The 21,821-nt window shown below is 62.0% G+C and carries 15 protein-coding genes; 7 read left to right on the top strand and 8 right to left on the bottom strand.

From position 1 onward, the window contains the following. Positions 1–6: 6 nt before the first annotated feature. A complete protein-coding gene (locus tag KQ661_RS01255; RefSeq protein WP_216685445.1) occupies positions 7–528 on the bottom strand; it encodes a GNAT family N-acetyltransferase in 522 nt (173 codons plus the stop codon). Positions 529–1,023: 495 nt separating this feature from the next. Between KQ661_RS01255 and KQ661_RS01250 the strand changes: the two genes are divergently transcribed. Beyond that, positions 1,024–5,703, top strand: a complete 4,680-nt coding sequence (locus tag KQ661_RS01250; RefSeq protein WP_216685444.1) for an HYR domain-containing protein — start codon at positions 1,024–1,026, stop codon at positions 5,701–5,703. A gap of 86 nt (positions 5,704–5,789) precedes the next feature. On the opposite strand, the gene KQ661_RS01245 is transcribed toward KQ661_RS01250, so the two are convergent. Both KQ661_RS01245 and KQ661_RS01240 read right to left on the bottom strand, forming a co-directional pair. Beyond that, on the bottom strand, positions 5,790–7,361 hold the full coding sequence (locus KQ661_RS01245; protein WP_216678990.1) for an ABC transporter permease/substrate-binding protein: 1,572 nt from the start codon (positions 7,359–7,361) through the stop codon (positions 5,790–5,792). A 49-nt stretch (positions 7,362–7,410) separates the two neighbouring features. Continuing rightward, positions 7,411–8,367, bottom strand: coding sequence for an ABC transporter ATP-binding protein (locus KQ661_RS01240; RefSeq protein WP_216678989.1), 957 nt, complete (start codon positions 8,365–8,367; stop codon positions 7,411–7,413). Positions 8,368–8,457: 90 nt separating this feature from the next. Here KQ661_RS01240 and KQ661_RS01235 point away from each other — a divergent pair, with 90 nt between their 5' ends. Then, positions 8,458–9,588 carry an alpha/beta fold hydrolase gene (locus tag KQ661_RS01235; protein ID WP_216678988.1) on the top strand — a complete coding sequence of 377 codons (1,131 nt, stop codon included), beginning with the start codon at positions 8,458–8,460 and terminating at the stop codon, positions 9,586–9,588. Positions 9,589–9,654: 66 nt separating this feature from the next. Here KQ661_RS01235 and KQ661_RS01230 read toward each other — a convergent pair whose 3' ends face one another. Further along, complete coding sequence (locus KQ661_RS01230) at positions 9,655–10,011, bottom strand: ASCH/PUA domain-containing protein (RefSeq protein ID WP_216678987.1); 357 nt, start codon at positions 10,009–10,011, stop codon at positions 9,655–9,657. Positions 10,012–10,336: 325 nt separating this feature from the next. On the opposite strand from KQ661_RS01230, the gene KQ661_RS01225 reads away from it, so the two are divergent. The 3 genes from KQ661_RS01225 (at position 10,337) to KQ661_RS01215 (ending at position 13,572) form a co-directional block, all read left to right on the top strand. Beyond that, positions 10,337–11,332 (top strand): DUF1028 domain-containing protein, encoded by a 996-nt coding sequence (locus tag KQ661_RS01225; RefSeq protein WP_216685443.1) that lies wholly within the window; start codon positions 10,337–10,339, stop codon positions 11,330–11,332. Between the two features lie 69 nt (positions 11,333–11,401). After that, a complete protein-coding gene (locus KQ661_RS01220; RefSeq protein ID WP_216685442.1) occupies positions 11,402–13,048 on the top strand; it encodes a M28 family peptidase in 1,647 nt (548 codons plus the stop codon). A 101-nt stretch (positions 13,049–13,149) separates the two neighbouring features. After that, positions 13,150–13,572: a BrxA/BrxB family bacilliredoxin gene (locus KQ661_RS01215; protein WP_216678984.1), complete on the top strand. Its 423-nt coding sequence runs from the start codon at positions 13,150–13,152 to the stop codon at positions 13,570–13,572. Positions 13,573–13,679: 107 nt separating this feature from the next. On the opposite strand, the gene KQ661_RS01210 is transcribed toward KQ661_RS01215, so the two are convergent. Together KQ661_RS01210 and recQ are read right to left on the bottom strand one after the other, a co-directional pair. Next, positions 13,680–14,096 (bottom strand): GxxExxY protein, encoded by a 417-nt coding sequence (locus tag KQ661_RS01210; RefSeq protein ID WP_262898288.1) that lies wholly within the window; start codon positions 14,094–14,096, stop codon positions 13,680–13,682. Positions 14,097–14,324: 228 nt separating this feature from the next. Further along, on the bottom strand, positions 14,325–16,529 hold the full coding sequence (recQ, locus tag KQ661_RS01205; RefSeq protein ID WP_216678980.1) for a DNA helicase RecQ: 2,205 nt from the start codon (positions 16,527–16,529) through the stop codon (positions 14,325–14,327). Positions 16,530–16,879: 350 nt separating this feature from the next. On the opposite strand from recQ, the gene KQ661_RS01200 reads away from it, so the two are divergent. Further along, positions 16,880–17,896, top strand: coding sequence for a KpsF/GutQ family sugar-phosphate isomerase (locus tag KQ661_RS01200; RefSeq protein WP_216685440.1), 1,017 nt, complete (start codon positions 16,880–16,882; stop codon positions 17,894–17,896). A gap of 86 nt (positions 17,897–17,982) precedes the next feature. Next, the gene (locus KQ661_RS01195) at positions 17,983–19,065 is read left to right on the top strand and encodes a mannose-1-phosphate guanylyltransferase (protein ID WP_216685439.1); all 1,083 of its coding nucleotides are present in this window, start codon (positions 17,983–17,985) and stop codon (positions 19,063–19,065) included. A 205-nt stretch (positions 19,066–19,270) separates the two neighbouring features. Here KQ661_RS01195 and rlmB read toward each other — a convergent pair whose 3' ends face one another. Then, the gene (rlmB, locus tag KQ661_RS01190; RefSeq protein ID WP_226915677.1) at positions 19,271–20,353 is read right to left on the bottom strand and encodes a 23S rRNA (guanosine(2251)-2'-O)-methyltransferase RlmB; all 1,083 of its coding nucleotides are present in this window, start codon (positions 20,351–20,353) and stop codon (positions 19,271–19,273) included. Further along, a complete protein-coding gene (locus KQ661_RS01185; RefSeq protein WP_216685438.1) occupies positions 20,290–21,549 on the bottom strand; it encodes a GWxTD domain-containing protein in 1,260 nt (419 codons plus the stop codon). The genes rlmB and KQ661_RS01185 overlap by 64 nt, the downstream gene beginning before the upstream one ends. Between the last annotated feature and the right edge of the window lie 272 nt (positions 21,550–21,821).

Raw genomic sequence — 21,821 nt, 5'->3', positions numbered from 1 at the left:
CGGAAGCTACAGCGATTTCTCCAGCACCAGCAGCACCAGCGGCTGCTTCGGAATGCCGTAGCGTGGGTCCGTGGGGAAGGGCTCGGTGGTGCCGGTGAGGTGGTAGCCGCGCCGCTCGTAGTAGGCAATCAGCTCGGCGCGCACGGAAATGACGGTCATTTTGCTAGTGGTACAGCCGTGCTGGCGGCCGTAGTCCTCGGCTGCGCTCAGCAGGAATTTGCCCACGCCCTGGGTCTGGCCGGCAGGGTTCACGGCCAGCATGGAGAGGTAGAGCAACTCGCCTTTGGCCTGCGCGTGGAAGCTACCGAGCAGTTCCCCGGTTTCGCTCTGGCAGAGCAGGATGGCGGCGTGGGGCAGGGCCAGCATGTCGCGCAGGCCGGCTTCGTCGATGCGCTGGCCGTCGAGCAGGTCGGCTTCGGTGGTCCAGCCCTGGCGGGCGGTGTCGCCCCGGTAGGCGGCGTTCACAAATTGGGTGAGGCTGGGGGCATCAGCAGCCGTAGCGGTGGTGAGGACAAACGGTTTCTTCATCCCCAAATCTACACCGGCCGGGCAAGGGGAGGCTCAGGCATCAAATGCCCCCTGCCCAGGCAGCATCTTCCCTGAGAAAGCAAATAGAACGTGTGGTAATGAAAAATTAGAATAGTTAAATCTATAATTTGCCTCCGTGCGACAGTTTTTTGAAAATACTTCTTGTGTTTTTCACTGATAAACTATGTGATGAGTGCAAAAATATTAACTTATAGTTATTGCTAATAATATAATCTGTTGATATTGTATTTGATGAATTTGCCAAGTTTTAAACGGGAGTAATTGCGAAAATCGTCAACTGTCAGAGTTGCATTTGCGGTTTTACGTAAAACTAACATTTGTATTTTAGGCGAATGAAATTGTAGGTTTGCTGCCCCGGTACAGATTAGCTTTTAAAATTTTCATATAATAAAAAATCTAAAATCTAGCCTAAAGGGATTGCCTCTCGCTTTCGTTAGTCTTACCATTCAATTTTCACCCCTGCTCAACTTCTTCATGGACAACACGCTTACTCATTCATTCATTGCCCCAACGGGAAGCGCCGGCCAGCCGATGCGTGCCAGTTGGCCGACGCTAGGGGCCGCCTGGCGCTTGGTGCTGCTGTGCTGCGTACTGGCTTTGGGCGCGGCTTCGCCGGCCCGCGCCTCGCACTTTCGCTACGGCAACATTACATGGCGCACGGTTACTACTGATGCCACTGGGCGCACCGTGCAGCTAAAGGTCAGCGAGTCGTTTCGCCGCAGCTTTTTTAGCGGTAATATCGTCGTGGGCTCGGTCGTTTCGGTGGCTGATAATCTGTATTTCGGTGACGGGGGCGTCACTTCCATCAACCTGACTGTGACATCCGTAGATGTGGCTGCTGATAACTTTTATGGCGAGTTTACGGTCACGCACACCTACCCGGCCGCTATTAACTACACGGCCTACTTCAGCAGCAGCGCCCGCCTGAGTACCCTCTTCAATAATGCCAACGGAACGTGGTACGTCAAAACCATCGTAAATGCCGGAACTGGGAATAACTCGCCGGTTTCGACGCTGCCCCCGGTGGTGAACCTGGCCACCGGCCAGGCGGCTGCAGCCTTCCAGCTGGCCGCCAACGACCCCGATGGCGACCCCCTCACATATAGCCTGGCCACCTCAGCCGACCTGAACGGTACCGCCTTCACCAATGCGCCTGGCCTGGCCATTAATGCCACTACGGGCGGCATTACGTTTAATACTGTGAGTGCCCCGGTGGGCCGCATATACGATGCGATGGTAAAGGTGAGCGATGGAAAAACCGTTGTTCTGGTCGATTTTATTATCCAGATTACCAATGTTTCGGCCCCGCCGAAATTCGACTACAGCATTACTCCTTCCAACAACTACGTGTACCAGGTGGCTCCTGGTACCCCCATCAATTTCTCGGTGCGGGCTACCGATAGCGACGCGGGCGACATCGTGACGCTGAAAGGCATTGGCTTGCCCCCCGGCGCCAGCATGAGCCCAGCTCTGCCCGCCACCGGTAACCCGGTGCTAAGCACGTTCTCCTGGACGCCCACCACTAGCACACTCGGTACCAGTGTTATCACATTTGTGGCGCAGGACGCGGTAGGGGTACAGACCAACACCTCCGTGACCATCCAGGTAAGCACCAAGCCGACGTTTGACGTGCCACCAACGCCGTCTAACGGGAGCATCGTGCAGATTACGCCGGGCACACTGGTAACCCGTACCATTCAGGCTTCGAATGTAGACCCCGGTACGCTGGTGCGTATTATGAGTGCCACGGGCCTGCCGGCCAGCGCCAGCTACTCGCCCGCCCTGCCTACCCCGGCCGCTAACCCCACCAGCACCCAGTTGAACTGGACGCCCGTAGTGGCCGACTGGGGCCTGAAGGCGGCCACCTTCACGGCCCAGAACACGAACTCCAGCGACCAGAGTACCCACAGCCTGCAGTTTGTGGTGAACTCGGCCCCGAGCTTTACCTCGACCCCCGCGCCGGCTTCGCTGTCGGTGGTGGCCGGGCAGCCGTTCAGCTACAGCATCTCGATGACTGACCCAGACCTGCCCTACGGCGACAAGCTGGAGATAGAAACGCCGACCCTGCCCGCCTGGCTGACGCTGGTGGACAATGGCGACGGCACGGGTACCGTGAGCGGCACACCCGCCGTGGCCGATGCCGGCAGCAACCCCGTGACCCTGGTAGCCGCCGACCTCTACCACCACGGGGCCAGCTACGGCCTCATCACGCAGTCGTTCAGCATCACCGTCATTCCCTGCACGGTGCAGGCCCACGCCACCCCGCTCACGCTGGTACTCGATGCCAATGGCACGGCTACGCTCACGACTGCCCAGTTTGATGGCGGCTCGACGGCTTCGTGCGGCATTGCTTTGATGACGCTCTCGCAGTCGGCCTTTAGCTGCGCCAACTACGGCGCTAATCCGGTGACGCTGACCGTGACCGATGCCAACGGTAACGTTAGCACCGATACTCAGACCGTGCTGGTGGACGACACGATGGCCCCTACGGCTGTGGCCCAGAACGTGACCGTATACCTGGATGCCAACGGGCAGGCCAGCATCACGGCCGCCCAGGTCAACAACGGCAGCAGCGACAACTGCGGAGCTATTACGTTGAGCCTTCAAAAGCAGGGATTGGTATCCGCATTTAGCCAGGCGCAGGAGCACAGTGTACTCACCCTTTCGGCTCCGGCCGGGGCGGTATTCACCGCCGTAAACTTTGCCAGTTACGGTACGCCCAACTTCGTGAATGGGACGTTTCAATATGGTAACTGCAACGCCACCAACAGCCAGTCGATAGTAGAGTCGTATGTGCTGAACCAGAATACGGCTTCTATCTTGGCTGACAACTCGGTATTCGGTGACCCCTGCTACGGCACCTTCAAGCGCCTCGCCGTGCAGGCTACCTACACTTTGGGCAGCCCCGTCCCCCAGCTGGCCTATACCTGCGCCAACGTAGGCTCGGCCAACAACCCGGTGCTATTGACTGTGACCGACGCCTACGGCCACGTAAGCACTGCTACCGCCAACGTGACCGTGCTGGATGCCATTGCCCCAACGGCCGTGGCCCAGAACGTAACCGTGCAGCTCGATGCTAATGGCCAGGCTAGCGTAACCGCCGCCCAGGTCAACAATGGCAGCGCCGATAACTGCGGCGTGGCTAACGTGAGCGTATCGTCCGGCAGCTTCACTTGCGCCAACCTGGGTGCCAACCCGGTAACCCTGACCGTGACCGATGCCAGCGGCAACGTTAGCACCGCTACTGCTACCGTAACGGTGCTGGATAATATCCTGCCTACCATCACGGCCCCCGCTGCCTTGACTGTGAGTGCCGATGCCGGCCAGTGTAGCGCCACCGGCGTGGCCCTGGGCACGGCTACGGCGGCCGACAACTGCTCGGCTATGGTGGCTAGCAACGCTCCGGCCACCTTCGCCAAGGGCACGACTACGGTAACCTGGACGGCGACCGATGCCAGCGGCAACACGGCCACCGCTACCCAGTTGGTGACCGTGAACGACACCGAAGCTCCCACGATTTCGGCCCCGGCTATGGTGTCGGTTTCGGCCGACCTGGGCCAGTGCTCGGCTAGCCATGTGGCCCTGGGCAATCCTGTTGCCGGCGACAACTGCACCGGCGTAATGGTAACGAGCAATGCCCCCGCAGTTTTCCTCAAAGGCCTGACTACCGTAACCTGGACTGCTACGGATGCGGTCGGCCTCACTGCCACCGCCACGCAGGTAGTGACCGTACTGGATGTGGAGAACCCCATCATCAGCGCGCCCGCCGCGGTAGTAGTAAGTGCTAACCCCGGCCAGTGTAGCGCCACGGGCGTGGCTCTGGGCAATGCTATTGCAACGGACAACTGCTCCGGCGTAACTGTAGCCAACAATGCCCCGGCCACCTTCGCCAAGGGCAGTACTACCGTCATCTGGATTGCTACCGACGCCGCTGGCAACAAAGCCACTGCCACCCAGACGGTAACCGTGAACGACACCGAGCGCCCGAACCTGATGGTGCCCGCCAACATGGTGGTGAGCGCCCCGGCTACGCAGTGCGGGGCCACGGTGAGCTTCAATCCCACTGCTACCGATAACTGCGCCGGTGCCACGGTGGTTGCCAGCCCGGCTTCGGGCAGCACCTTCCCGGTAGGCACCAGCACGGTAAGCGTGACGGCCACCGACGCCAGCGGCAACACCAGCACCGGCAGTTTCACCATGACGGTGAACGACGTGACGGCCCCGACCGTAGCGACTCGCACCGTAACCGTTACGCTGGTAAACGGCGTGGCTTCGGTGACGGCCGAGCAGGTCGATAATGGCAGCACTGATGCCTGCGGTATCCGTAGCCTGAGTCTCAACCGTACCAGCTTCAGCTGTGCCAACCTGGGCAACAACCCCGTAATCCTGACCGTGACCGACATCCACGGCAACGTGGCCAGCGCCCCGGCCACGGTGAGCGTAGTGGGTACTATTCCGGCTCCGGCCATTGCGGTAACGCCCAGCAGCACAGTGTACACCGGTGGCGTCGCTACCAACCTATACATCGGCTACGGTGCTCAGAGCGCCACGCTAACTGCCTCGGGCGGCGTGAGCTACGTCTGGATTGGAAGCAAAGGACTCAGTAGCAATACCGTATCCAATCCCGTGTTCACGGCTACCACACTCGGCACGTTCACCTTCACCGTGACGGCGACCAACCAGTACGGCTGCACGGCCACGGCTACGGTGACGCTCCACGTCATCAATGCCTACTGCGATAAGGACAAGGTAATTGTGTGCCACAACGGCCACGAAATCTGCATCTCGCCCAACGCCGTGCCGGCTCACCTCACCGGCCACCCCGGCGACCAGCTGGGTAACTGCACCACGGCTGTCCGCGGTGTAGCGGCCAACGCTCCGGTGGCCAATTCCACCAACGAGCTGTCGGTGTTCCCGAACCCAGCGGCTGATAAGGCTACGGTGTCGTTCCGGACGGCAGAGAATGGCGCAGCACAAGTAGTGGTATACAACCTGCTTGGCCAGCGCATTGCTACTCTCTACGATGGTACCGTAACGGCTGGCCAGCTCTACTCGGCTACGCTCAACAGTGCCAACCTGTCCACCGGCTTGTACGTGTGCCGCCTCGTTACTAATGGTAAAACCGAGTCGCTGCGACTGAACATCGAGCGGTAATACCACGCCGTCAGGCATCTGAAAAATCCCCTGCCAGAGTATCTGGCAGGGGATTTTTGGTTGAATGGCTGCGGCGCGCCGCCGTGCTACTGCCGCAGATACCCGCTCAAATCCGACACACTCATGATGCCAAGCTTCTGCGCCTGCTGCCCACGCATGAGCAAAGCGTAGGTGTTGTTGAAACCCAGCGGAGCCAGCCACTCCAGGCCAAAGTGGCGGCGGAACTCTGCGCGTACGTAGTTCAGCACCGCTGCCGGCCGCCCGCCCAGCGAGTCGACCACGGCGGGCCGGGGCTGCAGCAGCACCAGCAGGCCGGTGCCGGTGTACTCGGGGTACATATCGATGGCCCCGCTGCGCAGCGCCTCGAAGCAGATGGTGGTGCCGCCGAGGCCGGTTTTGGTTTCCACCGCCAGGTCGGTATTGCCCCGGATGAGGGCCGCGTATAGCTCGGCCAGAATGTACTGCTCGGCGAAAATCTTCGAGCCCAGCTTCACCACCGCCGCACCCGACACGGCCGGGCGGGCATCCCGCCACAGCCCGCGCCGCCGTAGAAAGGCTTCGGCAATGGCTTTTGGGGCCTGATGCAGGTAGTCGGCCCGGTAGTTCAAATCGGTCATTACCGAGTCCGAAATCTGGTTGTCCAGCATCGCCAGAATTGCTCCCAGCTCGGGATGCTCGCGCAGCAGGGCGGGGCGCACCACGGGCACGGCGTAGTAGGGCGGGAATACGCGGCGGTCGTCGCGCAGCACGCGCAGGCCGTAGGCCCGGATGCGGCCGTCGGTGCTGTAGCCGTCAATCACGTCCACGTTGGCATTGCGGGCGGCCTCATACACCAGCGCGGGGGCCAGCACCACGCTGGGCAGGTGTGTGAGGCCGTAGCTTTTGGTGAGGCCCGGCAGCCCATCGGCCCGCCCCACAAACTCGGGGCTGAAGCCGGCCAGCAGCTTGCCCGTGGCGCGGGGCAACAGGTATAGCCCGCCCAGCAGTGGCAGTGCCACCAGCAGCGCCGCGCCCACCTGCCCCAGGCGGCGCGTGCTCAGCTTTTGCACGCCGCCCAGCAGCGCATCAAACGCCAGGGCCAGGCCGGCGGCGGGCAGGGCACCGGCCAGTATCATCACCGGGTTGTTGAGGGCGATGCCGCCGAAAATGAACTCGCCCAGCCCGCCGGCCGCCACGTAGGCCGCCAGCGTGGCCACACCCACGTTGATGACGGTGGCCGTGCGAATGCCGGCCATGAGCACCGGCAGCGCCAACGGCAATTCTACCCGGCGCAGCACCTGCCCATCGGTCAGGCCGAGGCCCCGGGCGGCTTCCACCACGGCCGGCGGCACCCCCCGAATGCCCGCCAGTGTGTTGCGGATAATGGGCAGCAGCGAATACAGGAACAGCGCAAAAATGGCCGGTTTCGGCCCAATGCCCAGCACCGGAATCAGGAAACCGAGCAGGGCGATGCTGGGCACCGTTTGGAGCACGCCAGCCACGCCCAGTACCGCCGGGGCCCAGCGCGGCCGGCGCGACAAAAACAGCCCCAGCGGCACGCCCACCAGTACCCCCAGCAGCAGCGAGCCCGCCGTGAGGCCGATGTGCTGCACCGTTTGTTCGCCGAGCTTGCCGGCCTGCTCGTGCCAGAAAGTGAAGAGGGCCGTTAGCGTTTCCATGGGCAAAGGGGGAGCGGGGAGTGGGAAGCGGGGAGTGGGCGCAGGGGGCTTAGCGTTTCCATGCGTCCTCCTCCCGTTGTAAAGCTTCGCCAAAACCCGCCATCAGTTGGGCCACCGTGAAGGGCGCTGCCGCTGCTGCTGAGCCGGTCAGGGCTTCCAGTGCCTCGTGTACGGTGGTTCCAGCGCGGAAAGCGTCTTTTGGTCCTTCGGCTTCATTGCCCTCAAAAACATCGCCCAACGTGAGCGTGCGTAGCTGCAAAGTCAGCCGTTCGGCCGCAAAAAACCGGCGTACAAAGTCGTTGGCGGGTCGAAACAGCAGCTCGCGCGGCGTGCCCAGTTGCTGAATCTGGCCGGCATCGAGCAGCATAATGCGGTCGGCGAGCTCGAAGGCTTCGGTCACGTCGTGGGTCACGAGCACCATCGTTTTGCTGCGCAGTTCCTCCAGCTCCCGAAACTCGTGCCGGATGCTGGCCCGGGTTACGGGGTCGAGGGCCCCAAAGGGCTCATCGAGCAGGATGATGGGCGGGTCGGCGGCCAGGGCGCGGGCCAGCCCCACGCGCTGCTGTTGCCCGCCCGAGAGCTGGTGCGGATACTGCCCGGCGTAGCGCGCGGCCGGCAAATGCAGCCGCGTGAGCAGCGCCTCGGTGCGCGCCGCGATGGCCGCCGGGGCGTGGCCCAGCAGGCGGGGCACCACGGCCACGTTCTCGGCCACGGTGTAGTGCGGCAGCAGCCCCACCTGCTGAATAACGTAGCCAATGCCGCGCCGCAGCACTTCGGGCCGCTGGCTGAGCACATCCTGGCCGTTGATTTCGATGCGGCCGCCATCGGGCTCAATCAGGCGGTTGAGCATTTTGAGCAGCGTGGTTTTGCCGCAGCCGCTGGGGCCCAGCAGCACCAGCGTTTCGCCGGCTGCTACCGCAAACGACACGTCCTGCACCACCGCGTGCGCCCCAAACGCCTTGCGCAAATGCGATACTTGGATGACGGGCGGCGGGGTTTGGGGCATAAAGCAACAACGGCGAAGGAGCAAGGTAAACCCGCGGCGCTCCATCGGGTTACAGCTACCGGCGACTGTTCGCCGCTTTTCTGCTGCTCTATGCGCCATTCGTTCCGGTCTTTGCTATTGCTTGTCGCCCTGCTGGGGGCGGCCCCCGCCGCGCTCCGCGCCCAGGACGCGCCCGCCACCCCGCCGCGCCCCGACCGCACGCCGCCCCACGTCTTCACCATTCCCAATTTCCGGACTGAAAGCGGGACCACCCTGCCCCTGGCCCGTGTGGTGTACGGCACCTACGGCCACCTCAACGCCGCCCACGACAACGCCATCCTGCTGCCCTCGCACTACATGGCCGACCGCCACGGCTACGAGTGGCTCATGGGGCCGGGCAAGGCCCTCGATACCACCAAAGTATTCCTGGTCACCAGCGAGCTGTTTGGCAACGGCCATTCCTCGTCGCCCAGCAACACGCCGGAGCCCTTCCACGGCCCGCGCTTCCCCGTCATGACCATCCGCGACAACGTGGCCGCTGTGCATCAGCTGCTGGTCAATGATTTGAAAATAAACCACCTGCGGGCCATTATCGGCTTTTCGATGGGGGCGCAGCAGGCCTTTCAATGGGCCGTGAGCTACCCCACCTTTGCCGACCGCCTCGTGGCCACCTCGGGCACGGCCAAAACCTACCCCCACGGCATCGTGCGCCTCGAAGGCCAGATTGCGGCCCTCACCGCCGATGCCGCCTTCCAGAACGGCGACTACACCGCGCCGCCCACCAAGGGCATTGAAGCCTTTTCCGTCGTCTGGACGGCCTGGCTCTACTCGCAGGAGTGGTGGCGGCTGGAGCTCTGGAAAGCCGATAATAAGCCCGGCACCACCTTCGAGCAGGTGCTGCACGAGTACCGCACGCACTTCATCCCCGGAGCCGATGCCAACGACCTGATTTTGCAGATGAGAACCTGGGAATCGAATAACGTGGGCGCCACTACCGGCTTCGGAGGCAACGTCGAAAAGGCCCTCCGCAGCATTAAAGCGCCCATTCTCTACATGCCTTCGGCCACGGACCTGTACTTCCCGCTCACCGATGCCCGCTACGAAGCCGCCTTCATCCCGGGCGTGGTGCTCAAGCCCATTCCGTCGTTGTGGGGCCACACCGCCGGGGCCGCTCCCAACCCCGCCGATGCCAAGTTTCTGAACGACAACATCAAGCAGTTTCTGGCGCAGCCCCGGCGCTAGAGGCAAGAGAACGGTCATGCTTCGGCTGCGCTCAGCATGACCGTTTTTACAGCAGCTAAGACGCGGCTACCAGAGCCGAATATCCGTCATGCCCGCCGGAATGGGCGGCTGGTTGCTGAAACCCAGCACGCACCAGTCGGCCTCTACGCCGAAGTTGCCGCCTTGCAGCACGTAGCTCACCCAGCGGGTAATGGTGCGGCCGGTATGGTTGTTGGCTTCGGGGTCGAACTCGCGCAGCAGCAGCACATCGCCCACCTGAAAATCCTCGTGGTTGCGGCGCACATCGAAGGGCTTGTAGCCCGCTCGCACCGCCGCGAAGCAGTCGGGCCACAGCGGCAGCTCGTGGGTGTGCACGTGGGTTGGGTCGGAGGCGTGAAACTGGGGGGCGAAAGCCTCGGAAATCAGGTTTGGGTACGTAGTCATATAATTGCGATGCTAAATAAAGGTAAGCTGCTCCCGGCCGGAGGGCCAGCAGCTGGCCCGCTACGGTAGGGTGCGGAATTTTATCAAGATAATGAATAATGGCGGGCCAAGGGGCAGTAACAATAAGGAAATCAGTGCGGTTCCAACGCTTCGCGCGTTGTTGTTTCCCGCATCGCCGTGGCTTGGCCCAGCCGGTGCGGGATGCGAAAACCCACCGTCGGGCTATTTAAATCGTTTGGGGTCGGAGCCTGGTGCGCGAATTCCTGCCACCTTTCGCCGCCTGAGTTGTCCTTTTGTAAATTCATTCATTTTCTCTTCCCCGCTCATGCGCTTTCAGTACCTGCTATCCTCATTGCTGCTTCTGTTGCTGGTCGGCCGGCCCGCCGCCGCCCAGATTTATTCCCGCACCGACCCGTTTGCCCACACCTTCAGCATTGTAGCTCGCGACCCGGCCACCGGCGAAATGGCGGTGGCTGTGCAAAGCCATTGGTTTTCGGTGGGCACCTCGGTGAGCTGGGCCGAGGCCGGCGTGGGCGCGGTGGCCACGCAGTCATTCACCAACAAGTCCTTCGGCCTGCGCGGCCTGGCCCTCCTAAAAAGCGGCAAAACGGCCCAGCAGGCGCTCGATGAGCTATTGAGCAACGACGACGGCCGCGACGTGCGCCAGGTGGCCATTCTCGACAACCAGGGCCGCGTGGCCACCCACACCGGCAAAAAATGCGTTGATATGGCCGGCCACCAGCAGGGCAACCAGTTCTCGGTGCAGGCCAACATGATGCTTTCGGATAAGGTGTGGCCCGCCATGGCCGCCGCCTACGAAGCCAATGCCAAGCTGCCCCTGGCCGAGCGTGTGCTGGCCGCCCTCGATGCCGCCCAGGCCGCCGGCGGCGACGTGCGCGGCCGGCAGTCGGCCGCGCTGCTGGTGGTGCGCGGCACCGCCACCGAAGGCCCCTGGGCCGACCGCCTCATCGACCTGCGCGTGGACGACAGCGCTGCCCCGCTGCCCGAGCTGCACCGCCTGCTCAGTCTGGACCGCGCCTACGACCACATGAACGCCGGCGACCTGGCCGTGGAAAAAAATGACATGCCGAAAGCCATTCAGGAGTATCAGGCCGCCGAAAAAATGTTTCCCCAGAACCTGGAAATGAAGTACTGGCACGCCATTACGCTGGCCAATAAGCAGCAGGTGCCCGCCGCGCTGGCCTTGCTCCGCCCCATTTTCAAGCAGGAGCCCAACTGGCGTACCCTCACCCAGCGCCTGCCCAAAGTAGGCCTGCTCACGGTGACCGACGCCGAGCTGAAGCAGATTCTGGCGCTGTAGGCTAGAACGTCATGTCTCGGCTGCGCTCGACATGACGTTCTTTGTGTTGGCTGTATTCTCACGAAATCTATGCAAACATCTCTCTGTCTCCTCGCTGCCCTGCTCCTCAGCACCTCCGCCAAGGCGCAAGCCCCGCTCATCGTGCCCAAGCCCGTAGCTGCCGCCTTAGAGCAAGTGCAGCCCGCCGCCATCAAAGCCCACATCGCCTACCTGGCCGACGACCGCCTGCTGGGCCGCAAGGCCGGCACCCCCGGCTACCAGATGGCCGTCGATTACGTGACGCAGCAGCTGAAAACGCTGGGCGTGCAACCGGCCGGCGAGGGTGGCACCTTCATCCAGAAAGTGCGGCTGCGGCGCGCCTTCCTCCAGCCCGGCGCTGCTTTCACGGCCCGCGATGCGCAGGGGGCTGCAATGCCGCTCACGGCCGGGCCGGATTACGTGGTGTACCCCAGCCCCGAGCTGCCCGCCACCAGCGTGAAGGACGCCCCGCTGGCCTTCGCCGGCTTCGGCATCAACGCGCCCGAGCTGGGCTACGACGACTACGCCGGCCTCGATGTGAAGGGCAAGGTGGTGATGATTGTGCGCGGGGCACCCCGCACATTTGCGTCCACCGTAGCCTCGGCCAGCCAGGATTTGGCGGGGCTGCTGAAGGCGGCCATCAACCACGGGGCCGTGGGGCTGATACTGGCCTCTGCCCACGCCGGCGCGCTGCCTGACCTCAAAAACGGCACGTACAGCGTGCTCGGGGCCGATGGCAAGGTGGCTGTGTCGCGCACCTTTGCGCCGGGCAGCCGGCAGCAGTTCTACGGGGCCGTGAGCGCGGCCACGCTCCAGCGCCTGCTGCAGGCCTCGGGCCTCGATACCACGCAGGCTTTCGCGGCCATGCGGAACGGTAAACCAGCCTCAGCGGGCCTGAAAACAACGATTAGCGCCAGCGCACAGGCTACTTATCAGGATATTGAGAGCTACAATGTGGTGGGCAAATTCGTGGGCTCCGATGCCAAGCTGCTCGACGAGTACGTGGTGCATTCGGCCCACCTCGACCACCTCGGCGTGGCTGCCCCGGTGCGGGGTGACTCGATTTACAACGGCGCGCACGATAATGCCTCGGGCGTGGCCTGCGTGCTCGAAATCGCCAAAGTCTATTCCCGCCTCAAAGACCGGCCGAAGCGCAGCATGCTCTTCGTGTTCATGACCGGCGAGGAGCTGGGCCTGCTGGGCTCGTCGGCTTTCGCGGCCAATCCTACCGTTCCCAAGGCCAAAATAGTGTCCGATATCAACATGGATATGCCCACCATCATTGCCCCGTTGCTGAGCGTGGTGGCGCTGGGAGCCCCGCATTCCACGCTTATCGAGTGCGTGAAAAAAGCCTGCGCCTACATGGTCCTCGACCTGGAGCCCGACCCCGAGCCCGAGCAGAATCGCTTCATCCGCAGCGACCAGTACAGCTTCGTGACGGCCGGCATTCCGGCCCTGCACCTCAAATACGGCAATAAAACCGCCGATGGCCGCAACAACCTCAGCGAAGATGTGCAGAAGTGGCGCGCCGCGACCTACCACAAGCCGCAAGACGACATCAACGGCCGCTTCGACTTCGAGGCCGGCCGCAAATACGTGCAGCTCTGCTTCCTGGTGGGCTACCAGGTGGCGCAGGCCCCGGCCCGGCCCCAGTGGAACAAGGGCGACTTTTTCGGCCAGCGCTACGGCCAGCGGTAGCCGCCGCCCCGGAAACCTTCTGGCCGGCTCAATGGGTTAGACCTTCGTACTTTTGCACCCGTACGCGGCCCCGCCGCTTTTCAATCTAAATTATTACGACAATGGCAGTTTATCCCGAATACATGGTGGCGCCCATCCGCCAGGACCTCACCGAAGTTGGTTTCGAGCAGCTGATGACGGCCGAGGAGGTTGACTCCGCCCTCGCTTCGAACGAAGGCACCGTGCTGGTGGCCGTGAACTCGGTGTGTGGCTGCGCCGCCGCCAAAGCCCGCCCCGCCCTGAAAATGGCCCTCGCCAGCGCCGACAAAAAGCCCGGCAAGCTGGTCACCGTTTTTGCCGGCATGGAAACCGAAGCCGTAGCCAAAATGCGCGAGCACCTGCTGCCCTATCCGCCCTCCTCGCCCTGCATCGCCCTGTTCAAAGACGGCGAGCTGGTGCACATGATTGAGCGCTACCACATCGAAGGCTCCGACGCCATGCGCATCGTGAACAACCTGCAAGGTGCGTTCGAGGAGTACTGCTAAATCACTGATTTTTAGGATTTAAGCGGAGTTCACGGATTTTGTGGACGATTGCGAAGGGCCCCAGCTGCGTGCGCAGTTGGGGCCCTTTTTATGTTATTGAGGCGCAATTAATGGGAGAGCGGGCGGGAGGGATTGTGGAGGAAGCATTTGAACCGGAGGCTGGATTCGCCAAAATTGACTAGAAGCGCAACTTCCAGGTGGTAAGCTTTAAGGTAATTGATTGCCTGCGCATAGTTGAGGGAGGTTAATTCACTGGTTGCCTTTAACTCGACCAACACTTGGTCGTTGACCAGAAAGTCAGCCCGCCGCGACCCAATGGATGTTTCCTTATAGAAGACGGGCAAGTGTACCTCTGCTTGGAAAGCAACGTTAGCCGCCGCAAGCTCCACGCCCAGCCCCCGCTGGAAAATTGCCTCTGGAAACCCACTGCCCAACTCACTATGCACGCTCATGGCGCAGCCAATTATGGTTTCCGTAAGCCTGTTTAACCGAGTTTCAACTAACGTGAAACGGGTGTAATTCAAAACTGCGCGCTGCCACCGCCAAGCAGAAGTTCGGACTGGTATCTGATGCCCTTAGTGGAGCCCAGAGGCAAGGGCCGATGACTCATGAAAAGGGCAGCGCGTAGTTTTGAATTGCACCCCATGAAACCAATCCATAAAAACAAATCGGACATTCAACAGCACGACATTGCCCCAAAATAATCGGCCACAAAATACGTGAAATCCGCTTAAATCCGAAAAATCAGTGATTTAGTTGGCTACCTCACTCAGGAACTTCACACGCACCAGCCGCAGCTCTTCTTCCGTAAAGTCATTGCCCAGCTCCTTCATCGCCACGGCAATGTTATCAGTATTGGCCGACATGAAGTAGCCGTAAATTTCGTCGCGTACTTCTTCTTCCACCATTTCCTCCAGGTAGTAGTCGATATTAAGTCGGGTGCCGGAGTAGCAGATGTGCTCGATTTCCTCCATCAGCTCGCCCATCGAAATGCCTTTTGAGGAAGCAATATCCTCCAGCATCATCTTCTTGTCAATCTGCTGAATGACGTAGATTTTGATTTTCGAGCGGTTCACGGCCGACTTCACCACCACGTCCTCGGCGGTTTCGATGTCGTTGTCCTCCACGTATTTCTTGATGGCGGCCACGAACGGCGCACCAAACTTCTGGGCCTTGCCCTGGCCCACGCCCGATACGTGCGTGAGGTCGTGCAGGCTCTGGGGGTAGGTGGTGGCCATTTCCTTCAGGCTCGGGTCCTGGAAGAGGACGTAGGGCGGCAGGTTCTTCTGCTTGGCCACCTGCTTGCGCAACTCCTTGAGCTGGGCGAACAGGGCTTCGTCGTGGCCGGCGGCTTGCTGCTCCTCCACCTTTTCCTCGTCGGCCTTCTGCTCTTCGTCGAAGTTGTGGTCCTTCGTGAGCGTGATGGAGCGCGGGTTCTCGATGAAGTCGATGCCTTTCTCGGTGATGCGCACCAGACCCAGGCTGTCGATGTCCTTCTCCAGAAAATCGTTCAGCAGGCACTGACGCAGCACCGAGTGCCAGAACTGCGCGTCGCCCAGCGCCTTACCCTGGCCGTAAATCGGCAGCGCATTGTGGGCGTAGCTCTCAATGTGCGGGTTGTTGAGCCCCAGCAGCACCTGCCCGATGTGTTTAAGGTTAAAACGCGCCTCCGTTTGCACGGTCGCGCGCAGGGCCAGGCCCACGGCTGCTTCGCCCTCAAACCGCTCCTTGGGGTGGCGGCAGTTGTCGCAGAAGCCGCAGTCGGTGTCCAGCTGCTCGCCGAAGTAGTGCAGCAGCTGGCGGCGGCGGCACACGGCGCTTTCGGCGTAGTTGGTCATCTCGGCCAGCAGCTGGTGGGCGTTGTCGCGCTCGGTCACCGGCTTGTCTTTGCTGAACTTCTCTAGCTTGAGAATGTCGTCGTAGCTGTAGAACATCAGGCAGTTGCCTTCCAGGCCGTCGCGGCCGCCGCGCCCGGTTTCCTGGTAGTAGCCTTCAATGGATTTGGGCGCGTCGTAGTGAATCACGAAGCGAACGTCGGGCTTGTCGATGCCCATGCCGAAGGCGATAGTGGCCACAATCACGTCGCATTCCTCGTTCAGAAACGCGTCCTGATTATCAATGCGCACCTGCTGGTCGAGGCCGGCGTGGTAGGGACGGGCGCGCACGTCGTTCACGCGCAGCAGCTCGGCAATTTCCTCCACCTTCTTGCGACTCAGGCAGTAAATGATGCCAGCCTTGCCCTTGTGCAGCTTCACGTACTGAATCAGCTGCTTTTTGGTGTTGTGCTTGGCGCGCACCTCGTAGTAGAGGTTGGTGCGGTTGAAGCTGGTTTTGAAGACGCTGGCGTCGTCCATCTGCAGGTTTTTCTGGATATCCAGCTGCACTTTGGGCGTGGCCGTAGCCGTGAGGGCAATAATGGGCACGTTGCCCCCGAGGTTATCGATAATGCCGCGAATCTTGCGGTATTCGGGCCGAAAGTCGTGGCCCCATTCTGAAATGCAGTGGGCCTCGTCGATGGCCACGAAGCTGATGGTCGACTTCAACAGGAACTCAATGGTGTCGTCCTTGGTGAGGCTTTCGGGGGCCACGTAGAGCAGGCGTACCTCGCCGCTTATCACGTCGCGCTGCACTCGTTTCATTTCGGTTTTGGTCAGGGTCGAATTGTACACCTGCGCGTTCACGCCGAAGGCCCCGAGCTGGTCGACCTGGTTCTTCATCAGGGCGATGAGGGGCGAGATGACGATGGCCGTGCCCGGCACCACAAGGGCCGGCAGCTGGTAGCACAGGCTTTTGCCCGCGCCGGTAGGCATAATCACAAACGTGTTGTGCCCGGCCAGCACGTTTTGAATAACAGCCTCTTGCGTACCCCGAAACTGGCCGTAGCCAAATACTTCTTTAAGCGTATATTTCAAATCGGCCGTGAGGACCGGGGCTTCTTGGAGGGCAACTGAGGACATGGGACAAAAGCACTGATGAAAGGCGTACCGACTCGCGGTTCATAACGAAGATAAGCAATAACCCCTATTTTCAGCATGAAAAATGGTGTTTCTCATGAATTGTGGAAAACAATTTATTCATATTGCTGCCGCTTGCGAAATGCGAAGAGGCTATTTGGAAAATTCGGGCTCTCAACCCCGTCCATCTGTGGCAAGTAGCGGTTTCCGAAGTGGCGAGCCACTTGACTTGACATAAGTTAGCGGTTGGCCTGCTATAAATTATCCATTAACCGGCACTGGCTGGTTTTGGCCGGGGGAGGCGGGCTCAGCTTCTTTCCCCCAATTTTGCAATAACATTTCGCGTCTTGCTCATGCCTGCTACTATCCATTCTGATAATGCCACCACCGGGGCGGCCCCGGTTGCCGTCGATGTGCTGGCCATTGCCCGCCAGGTGCTGTACGAGGAGGCCGATGCCGTGCGCGCCGTGGCCGACGCCCTTGCTGCCACGCCCGATTTCGTGGCCTGCGTGCAGGCTATCCTGCAGCTGGAGGGCCGCGTGGTAGTCACGGGTATTGGCAAAAGCGCCCACATCGCGGGCAAAATCGTGGCCACGCTCAATAGCACTGGCACGCCGGCCCTGTTCATGCACGCCGCCGATGCCATTCATGGCGACCTGGGCATGATTCAGCCGCAGGACTTTGTCATTGCCATCAGCAAGAGCGGCGACACGCCCGAAATCAAGGTGCTGGTGCCGCTGCTGCGCCGCAAGGGCGTGCCGCTGGCCGCGCTCGTGAGCAATGCCGATTCCTACCTGGCCCAGCAAGCCACTTACGTGCTGCACGCCCCCGTTACTAAAGAGGCCTGCCCCAACAACCTCGCGCCCACTACCAGCACTACCGCTGCCCTGGCCCTGGGCGACGCCCTGGCCGTGTGCCTGCTCGAAAGTCGCCAGTTCACGGCCGCCGACTTTGCCCGCCTGCACCCCGGCGGCACCCTCGGCAAGCGCCTCTACCTGAAAGTGGGCGACCTGAGCCGCCAGAATCAGCGCCCCCAGGTGCCGGCCGATGCCCCGCTGCGGGAAGTGCTGCTCGAAATATCGGGCAAGCGCCTCGGGGCCACCGCCGTGCTCGATGCCGCCGGCCAGCTCGCGGGCATCATCACCGATGGCGACCTGCGCCGGATGCTGGGCAGCTTTTCGGACCTGGAAAAGCTCAATGCGCGGGACATTCTAACGCCCCAGCCCGCTACAATTGATGTGGAAGACTTTGCCGCCGAAGCCCTGGCCCGCATGCAGCAACGCAACATCACGCAACTGGTAGTGACGGAGGACGGACAGTTTGCCGGGTTCATTCATCTGCACGACCTGCTGCGCGAAGGGTTGGTTTGATTGCGTTGGCTTTTCAATTATATAGTATTTATTGAGTAAATAGCAGACCTGCACGCCCCATCTCGTTCTCCTTTACATTTGCCTCAATGAATTCCAATTACATCGTTGTCATGGCTGGCGGTATTGGCAGCCGGTTCTGGCCGTTCAGCCGCACCAACCACCCCAAGCAGTTTCACGACGTGCTGGGCACGGGCCGCTCCATGCTCCAGCTCACCGTGGACCGCTTCCAGGGTATCTGCCCGCCCGAAAACGTGTTTGTGGTGACCAACCGCGACTACGTAGACTTGGTGCAGGAGCACCTGCCCCACCTGCCCGCCGACCAGATTCTGGGCGAGCCCATTGGCCGCAATACCGCGCCGTGCATTGCCTATGCCTGCTATCGCATTGCCCAGCGTGACCCGCAGGCTATCATCATCGTGACGCCCGCCGACCACGCCGTGCAGCGCGAAGACGAGTTTCGCCGCCTCATCGACATCGCCGTGGCGGCCGCCCGGGCCAGTGATGTGCTCATCACCCTCGGCATCCAGCCTTCCAGGCCCGATACCGGCTACGGCTACATCCAGTACATGGACGACCAGAGCCTGCCCGGCGGCCAACTGCATAAGGTGAAAACCTTCACCGAAAAGCCCAATCTGGAGCTGGCCCGCATGTTCGTGGACAGCGGCGACTTTCTCTGGAACTCCGGCCTGTTTGTGTGGCGCGCCGAGGTCATCATCGATGCCTTCCACCACTATCTGGGCGACATTGCCGAGGTATTTGATGAAGGAGCCGAACAGCTGGGTACGACCGAGGAAGAGGAGTTCATCAGCCGGGCCTACTCGCGCTGCCGCAATATCAGCATCGATTATGGCGTGATGGAAAAGGCCGACAACGTGTACGTGATGCCCGCCGATTTCGGCTGGAGCGACGTGGGCACCTGGGATTCGCTGCACCGTATCGGCCAGCACGATGAGAACGGCAATATGGTGAGCGGTGACGTGATGCTCTACGATACGACCGGCTGCGTCATCAAAACCCCCGCCGACCGCCTCGTGGTAGTGCAGGGCCTGGAAGACTACATCGTGGCCGAGTACGACAACGTGCTGCTCATCTGCAAGCGCAGTGAGGAGCAGCGCGTGAAGGATTTCGTGGCCGATGTGAAGGCGAAGAAGGGCGGGGGGTATAACTAGGCTGCCGAAAAACTCCCCTCCTTACCAAGGAGGGGAGTTTTTGCGTAGCAAAAACGGGGGTGGTTGCGCCGTTGCACGACACCCGAGCGATTCCCGGTATAATCCGGGCGTTTTCGTTCGGGTGTCGTGCAACGGCGCAACCACCCCCGTTCGCGCCTCTTCGGCGCTCACATCCCCTCCTCAACTGAGGAGGGGAGTGGTCGTTCTACTCCGCTTGGTTCACGCGCTGCCGGGCCACTTCAAACATCATAATGCCAGCAGCCACGCCCACGTTCAAGCTCTGAATCTGGCCGCTCATGGGCACTTTCAGCTTCACATCGGCCAAGTTCAGGAGGTCGGGCGAGATGCCGTCTTCTTCTGAGCCCATGAGGATGGCTACGGGGCCGGTGAAGTCAATTTCGGCGGCACCTACTGCTTCTTCGGCTTTCTCGGTACAGGCCACGACGGTAATGCCGGACTGCTGGAGGAAGCGTATGGTTTCGTGCAGATTATTCTCGCGGCACACGGGCAGGATATTCAATGCGCCGGCACTGGTTTTCAGGGCGTCGCCGTTGATTTGGGCCGCGCCCCGGCTGGGCACCACGATGGCCTGCACGCCCAGGCACTCGGCCGTGCGGGCAATGGCGCCGAAGTTGCGCACGTCGGTAATGCGGTCGAGCAGCAGCAGGAAGGGTACTTTTCCTTCCTCAAACAAGCCGGTCACGATGGTATCGAGCGGCGCGTAGTCGATGGGTGATACAAAGGCTACCGCGCCCTGGTGGTTCTTGCGGGTCAGGTTGTCGAGCTTCTCCACGGGCACCAGCTGCACCTGGATGCCAGCGGCGCGGGCGGCCGCCGAAATGTCCGTTACGAGACTGTTTTTGGTGCCGCGCAGTAGGAAAATCTTCTCTAGGGTGCGGCCCGCGTTCAGGGCTTCCTGAATTGGGCGCAGGCCAAACAGCATGTCGATGCTCGCTGCCTGGGCCGGGCGATTTTCGTAGCGGGGGCGCTCGCCGCCGGCGTTGCTGCCGCGCTCGCTGCTTTCGCTGCGCTCGCGGTAGGGTGGGCGCGACTCGCCACGGTCGGAGCGGCCGGTGCGGTCGCCGGCGGCTTCGTCGCGGTTGTCGGAGCCGCCGCGGCCTTTGGGACGGGCGGGCAGGTCGTCAAATTCAGCGCCGCCACGGTCGGGGCGGAACTGTTTCGGGGTGACGGGGCGGTTGGCGCCGTCGTAAAAGCGGCGGCCGGCTACCGGGCGGGCAGGGCGGTTGGGGCGTTCGGGCCGGTCAGGGCGGTCAGTGGGGTTCTCCATTTTTCAACGGCGGCATACCAGAGCAACTCATACTCGGGCCGGCGCACCAATTCGTAGTAATCAGGGGCAAAGGTACTCGGCCGGGGCCGGAAGGTGTAGGTGATGGGCCCGCCGCCCAGCCCGCCATCGGAATAAAACCACCGTTCCTCGCCGTTGAACAGCCGCCGCACGCCCGGCGGCGGCCCCAACACCACGTACAGCAAGCCCCTATCGGTGAGCCAGCCGGCCTTGTGGGCCGCGAAAAGCCGGTTGGCCGCCGTCACGCGGCCGTAGAACTGCCGAATCAATTCCTTGCCCTGCCGCTGGTTGCCCTGGGCAATGTCGAGCCAGAATTTATCCACCGCCCGCTTAGGGTCGGGCGCGTCGGTGAGGCGCTGGCGCTCCTGGCTGGTGGTTAGGTAGCGCAGCGGCTCAATCAGCTCCGAAGCCGTGGTGAGGGCGGGGTAATTGTTGGCCCCCACCAGCACGGCCAGCGTGCGGGTAGGCATGCCGCCCGCGCCGCCCACCTTCAGCGCATACAGCCCGGCCTCCTGAAAGCGCAGCGGCTCGCCGGGCCGGGCCTCGGCCGAGTCGAGGACGGGCAGCAGGCGCGAGCCGGCGGGCATGGCGGCCGGGCTGGTCATGGGCGGCAGGGCGGGGGTGGGCGTCACGGCGTAGCGCTTCCAGCGCACGGGCTGCATCAGGCCGTAGCTGTCCACGCCGAAGGTTTCGCCGGCCCGCACGTAGCGGCGGGCCAGGGGCTGCCCGGCCGAGTCGGTGAGCACGAAGGGGCGCGCCAGCACAGCCTCGGTCAGGCGCAGCCAGGCGGTGGTGGCGGGCTCCTGGTAGTCGTCTTTGGCATCGGCTGGGGCGGTGCTGAGCTGCAGGATGGCCCCGGCGGGCACGCGGGCCGCCGCGATGCAGAAGCTGAGGCGCAGGCTGCCATCGGCCTCGGGGCGCGGGTGCTGTCGGCGGCGCGCGATGCTGTCCTGCCACAGCGGCAGCTTGGCTTCGTAGCTGGGCCAGGCGGCCAGGCGCAGCGGGTGGCCCGGCCCCAGGCGGGCGGGGGCGGGCAGGTGCAGGTAGAGGCGCAGGCTGTCGCCCTCGCGGCGGGTGTCCACGGCCAGGTGCGGGGCGTCGCGGTAGAGGCCGGCGTAGTCGGGGCGCGGGGCCAGGGGCGCGAAGGCCGTGAGCAGCAATACAACCAATAGAAGCAAACGAACCGGCATAGAATAAAACTACGTGAAAACGGACGGCATGGCTAACGAAGAATCTGTCCAAAGTGAAGTATTTGGTGCCGAATGCTCCGGCGGGCCGCATTTGCCCCCAACCCGATGAGTTAGGCGCAAGTGCGACCCGAATGTGTCCATGTCACTTCCTGTCGGAGACAGTTGAGGTCCTCGGGAGCACTTGTCTCCTTGTGCCAAATGCTCCCGAGAACCTCAACTGCCTATGTCACCTCGTTCCCAAGGCAGTTGAGAAATTATTG

Origin of the sequence: Hymenobacter siberiensis (assembly GCF_018967845.1) — a bacterium.
Classification (GTDB): domain Bacteria; phylum Bacteroidota; class Bacteroidia; order Cytophagales; family Hymenobacteraceae; genus Hymenobacter; species Hymenobacter siberiensis.
Note: the sequence above shows the minus strand (reverse complement) of the source record. Positions and strands in the feature narration are given on the sequence as shown.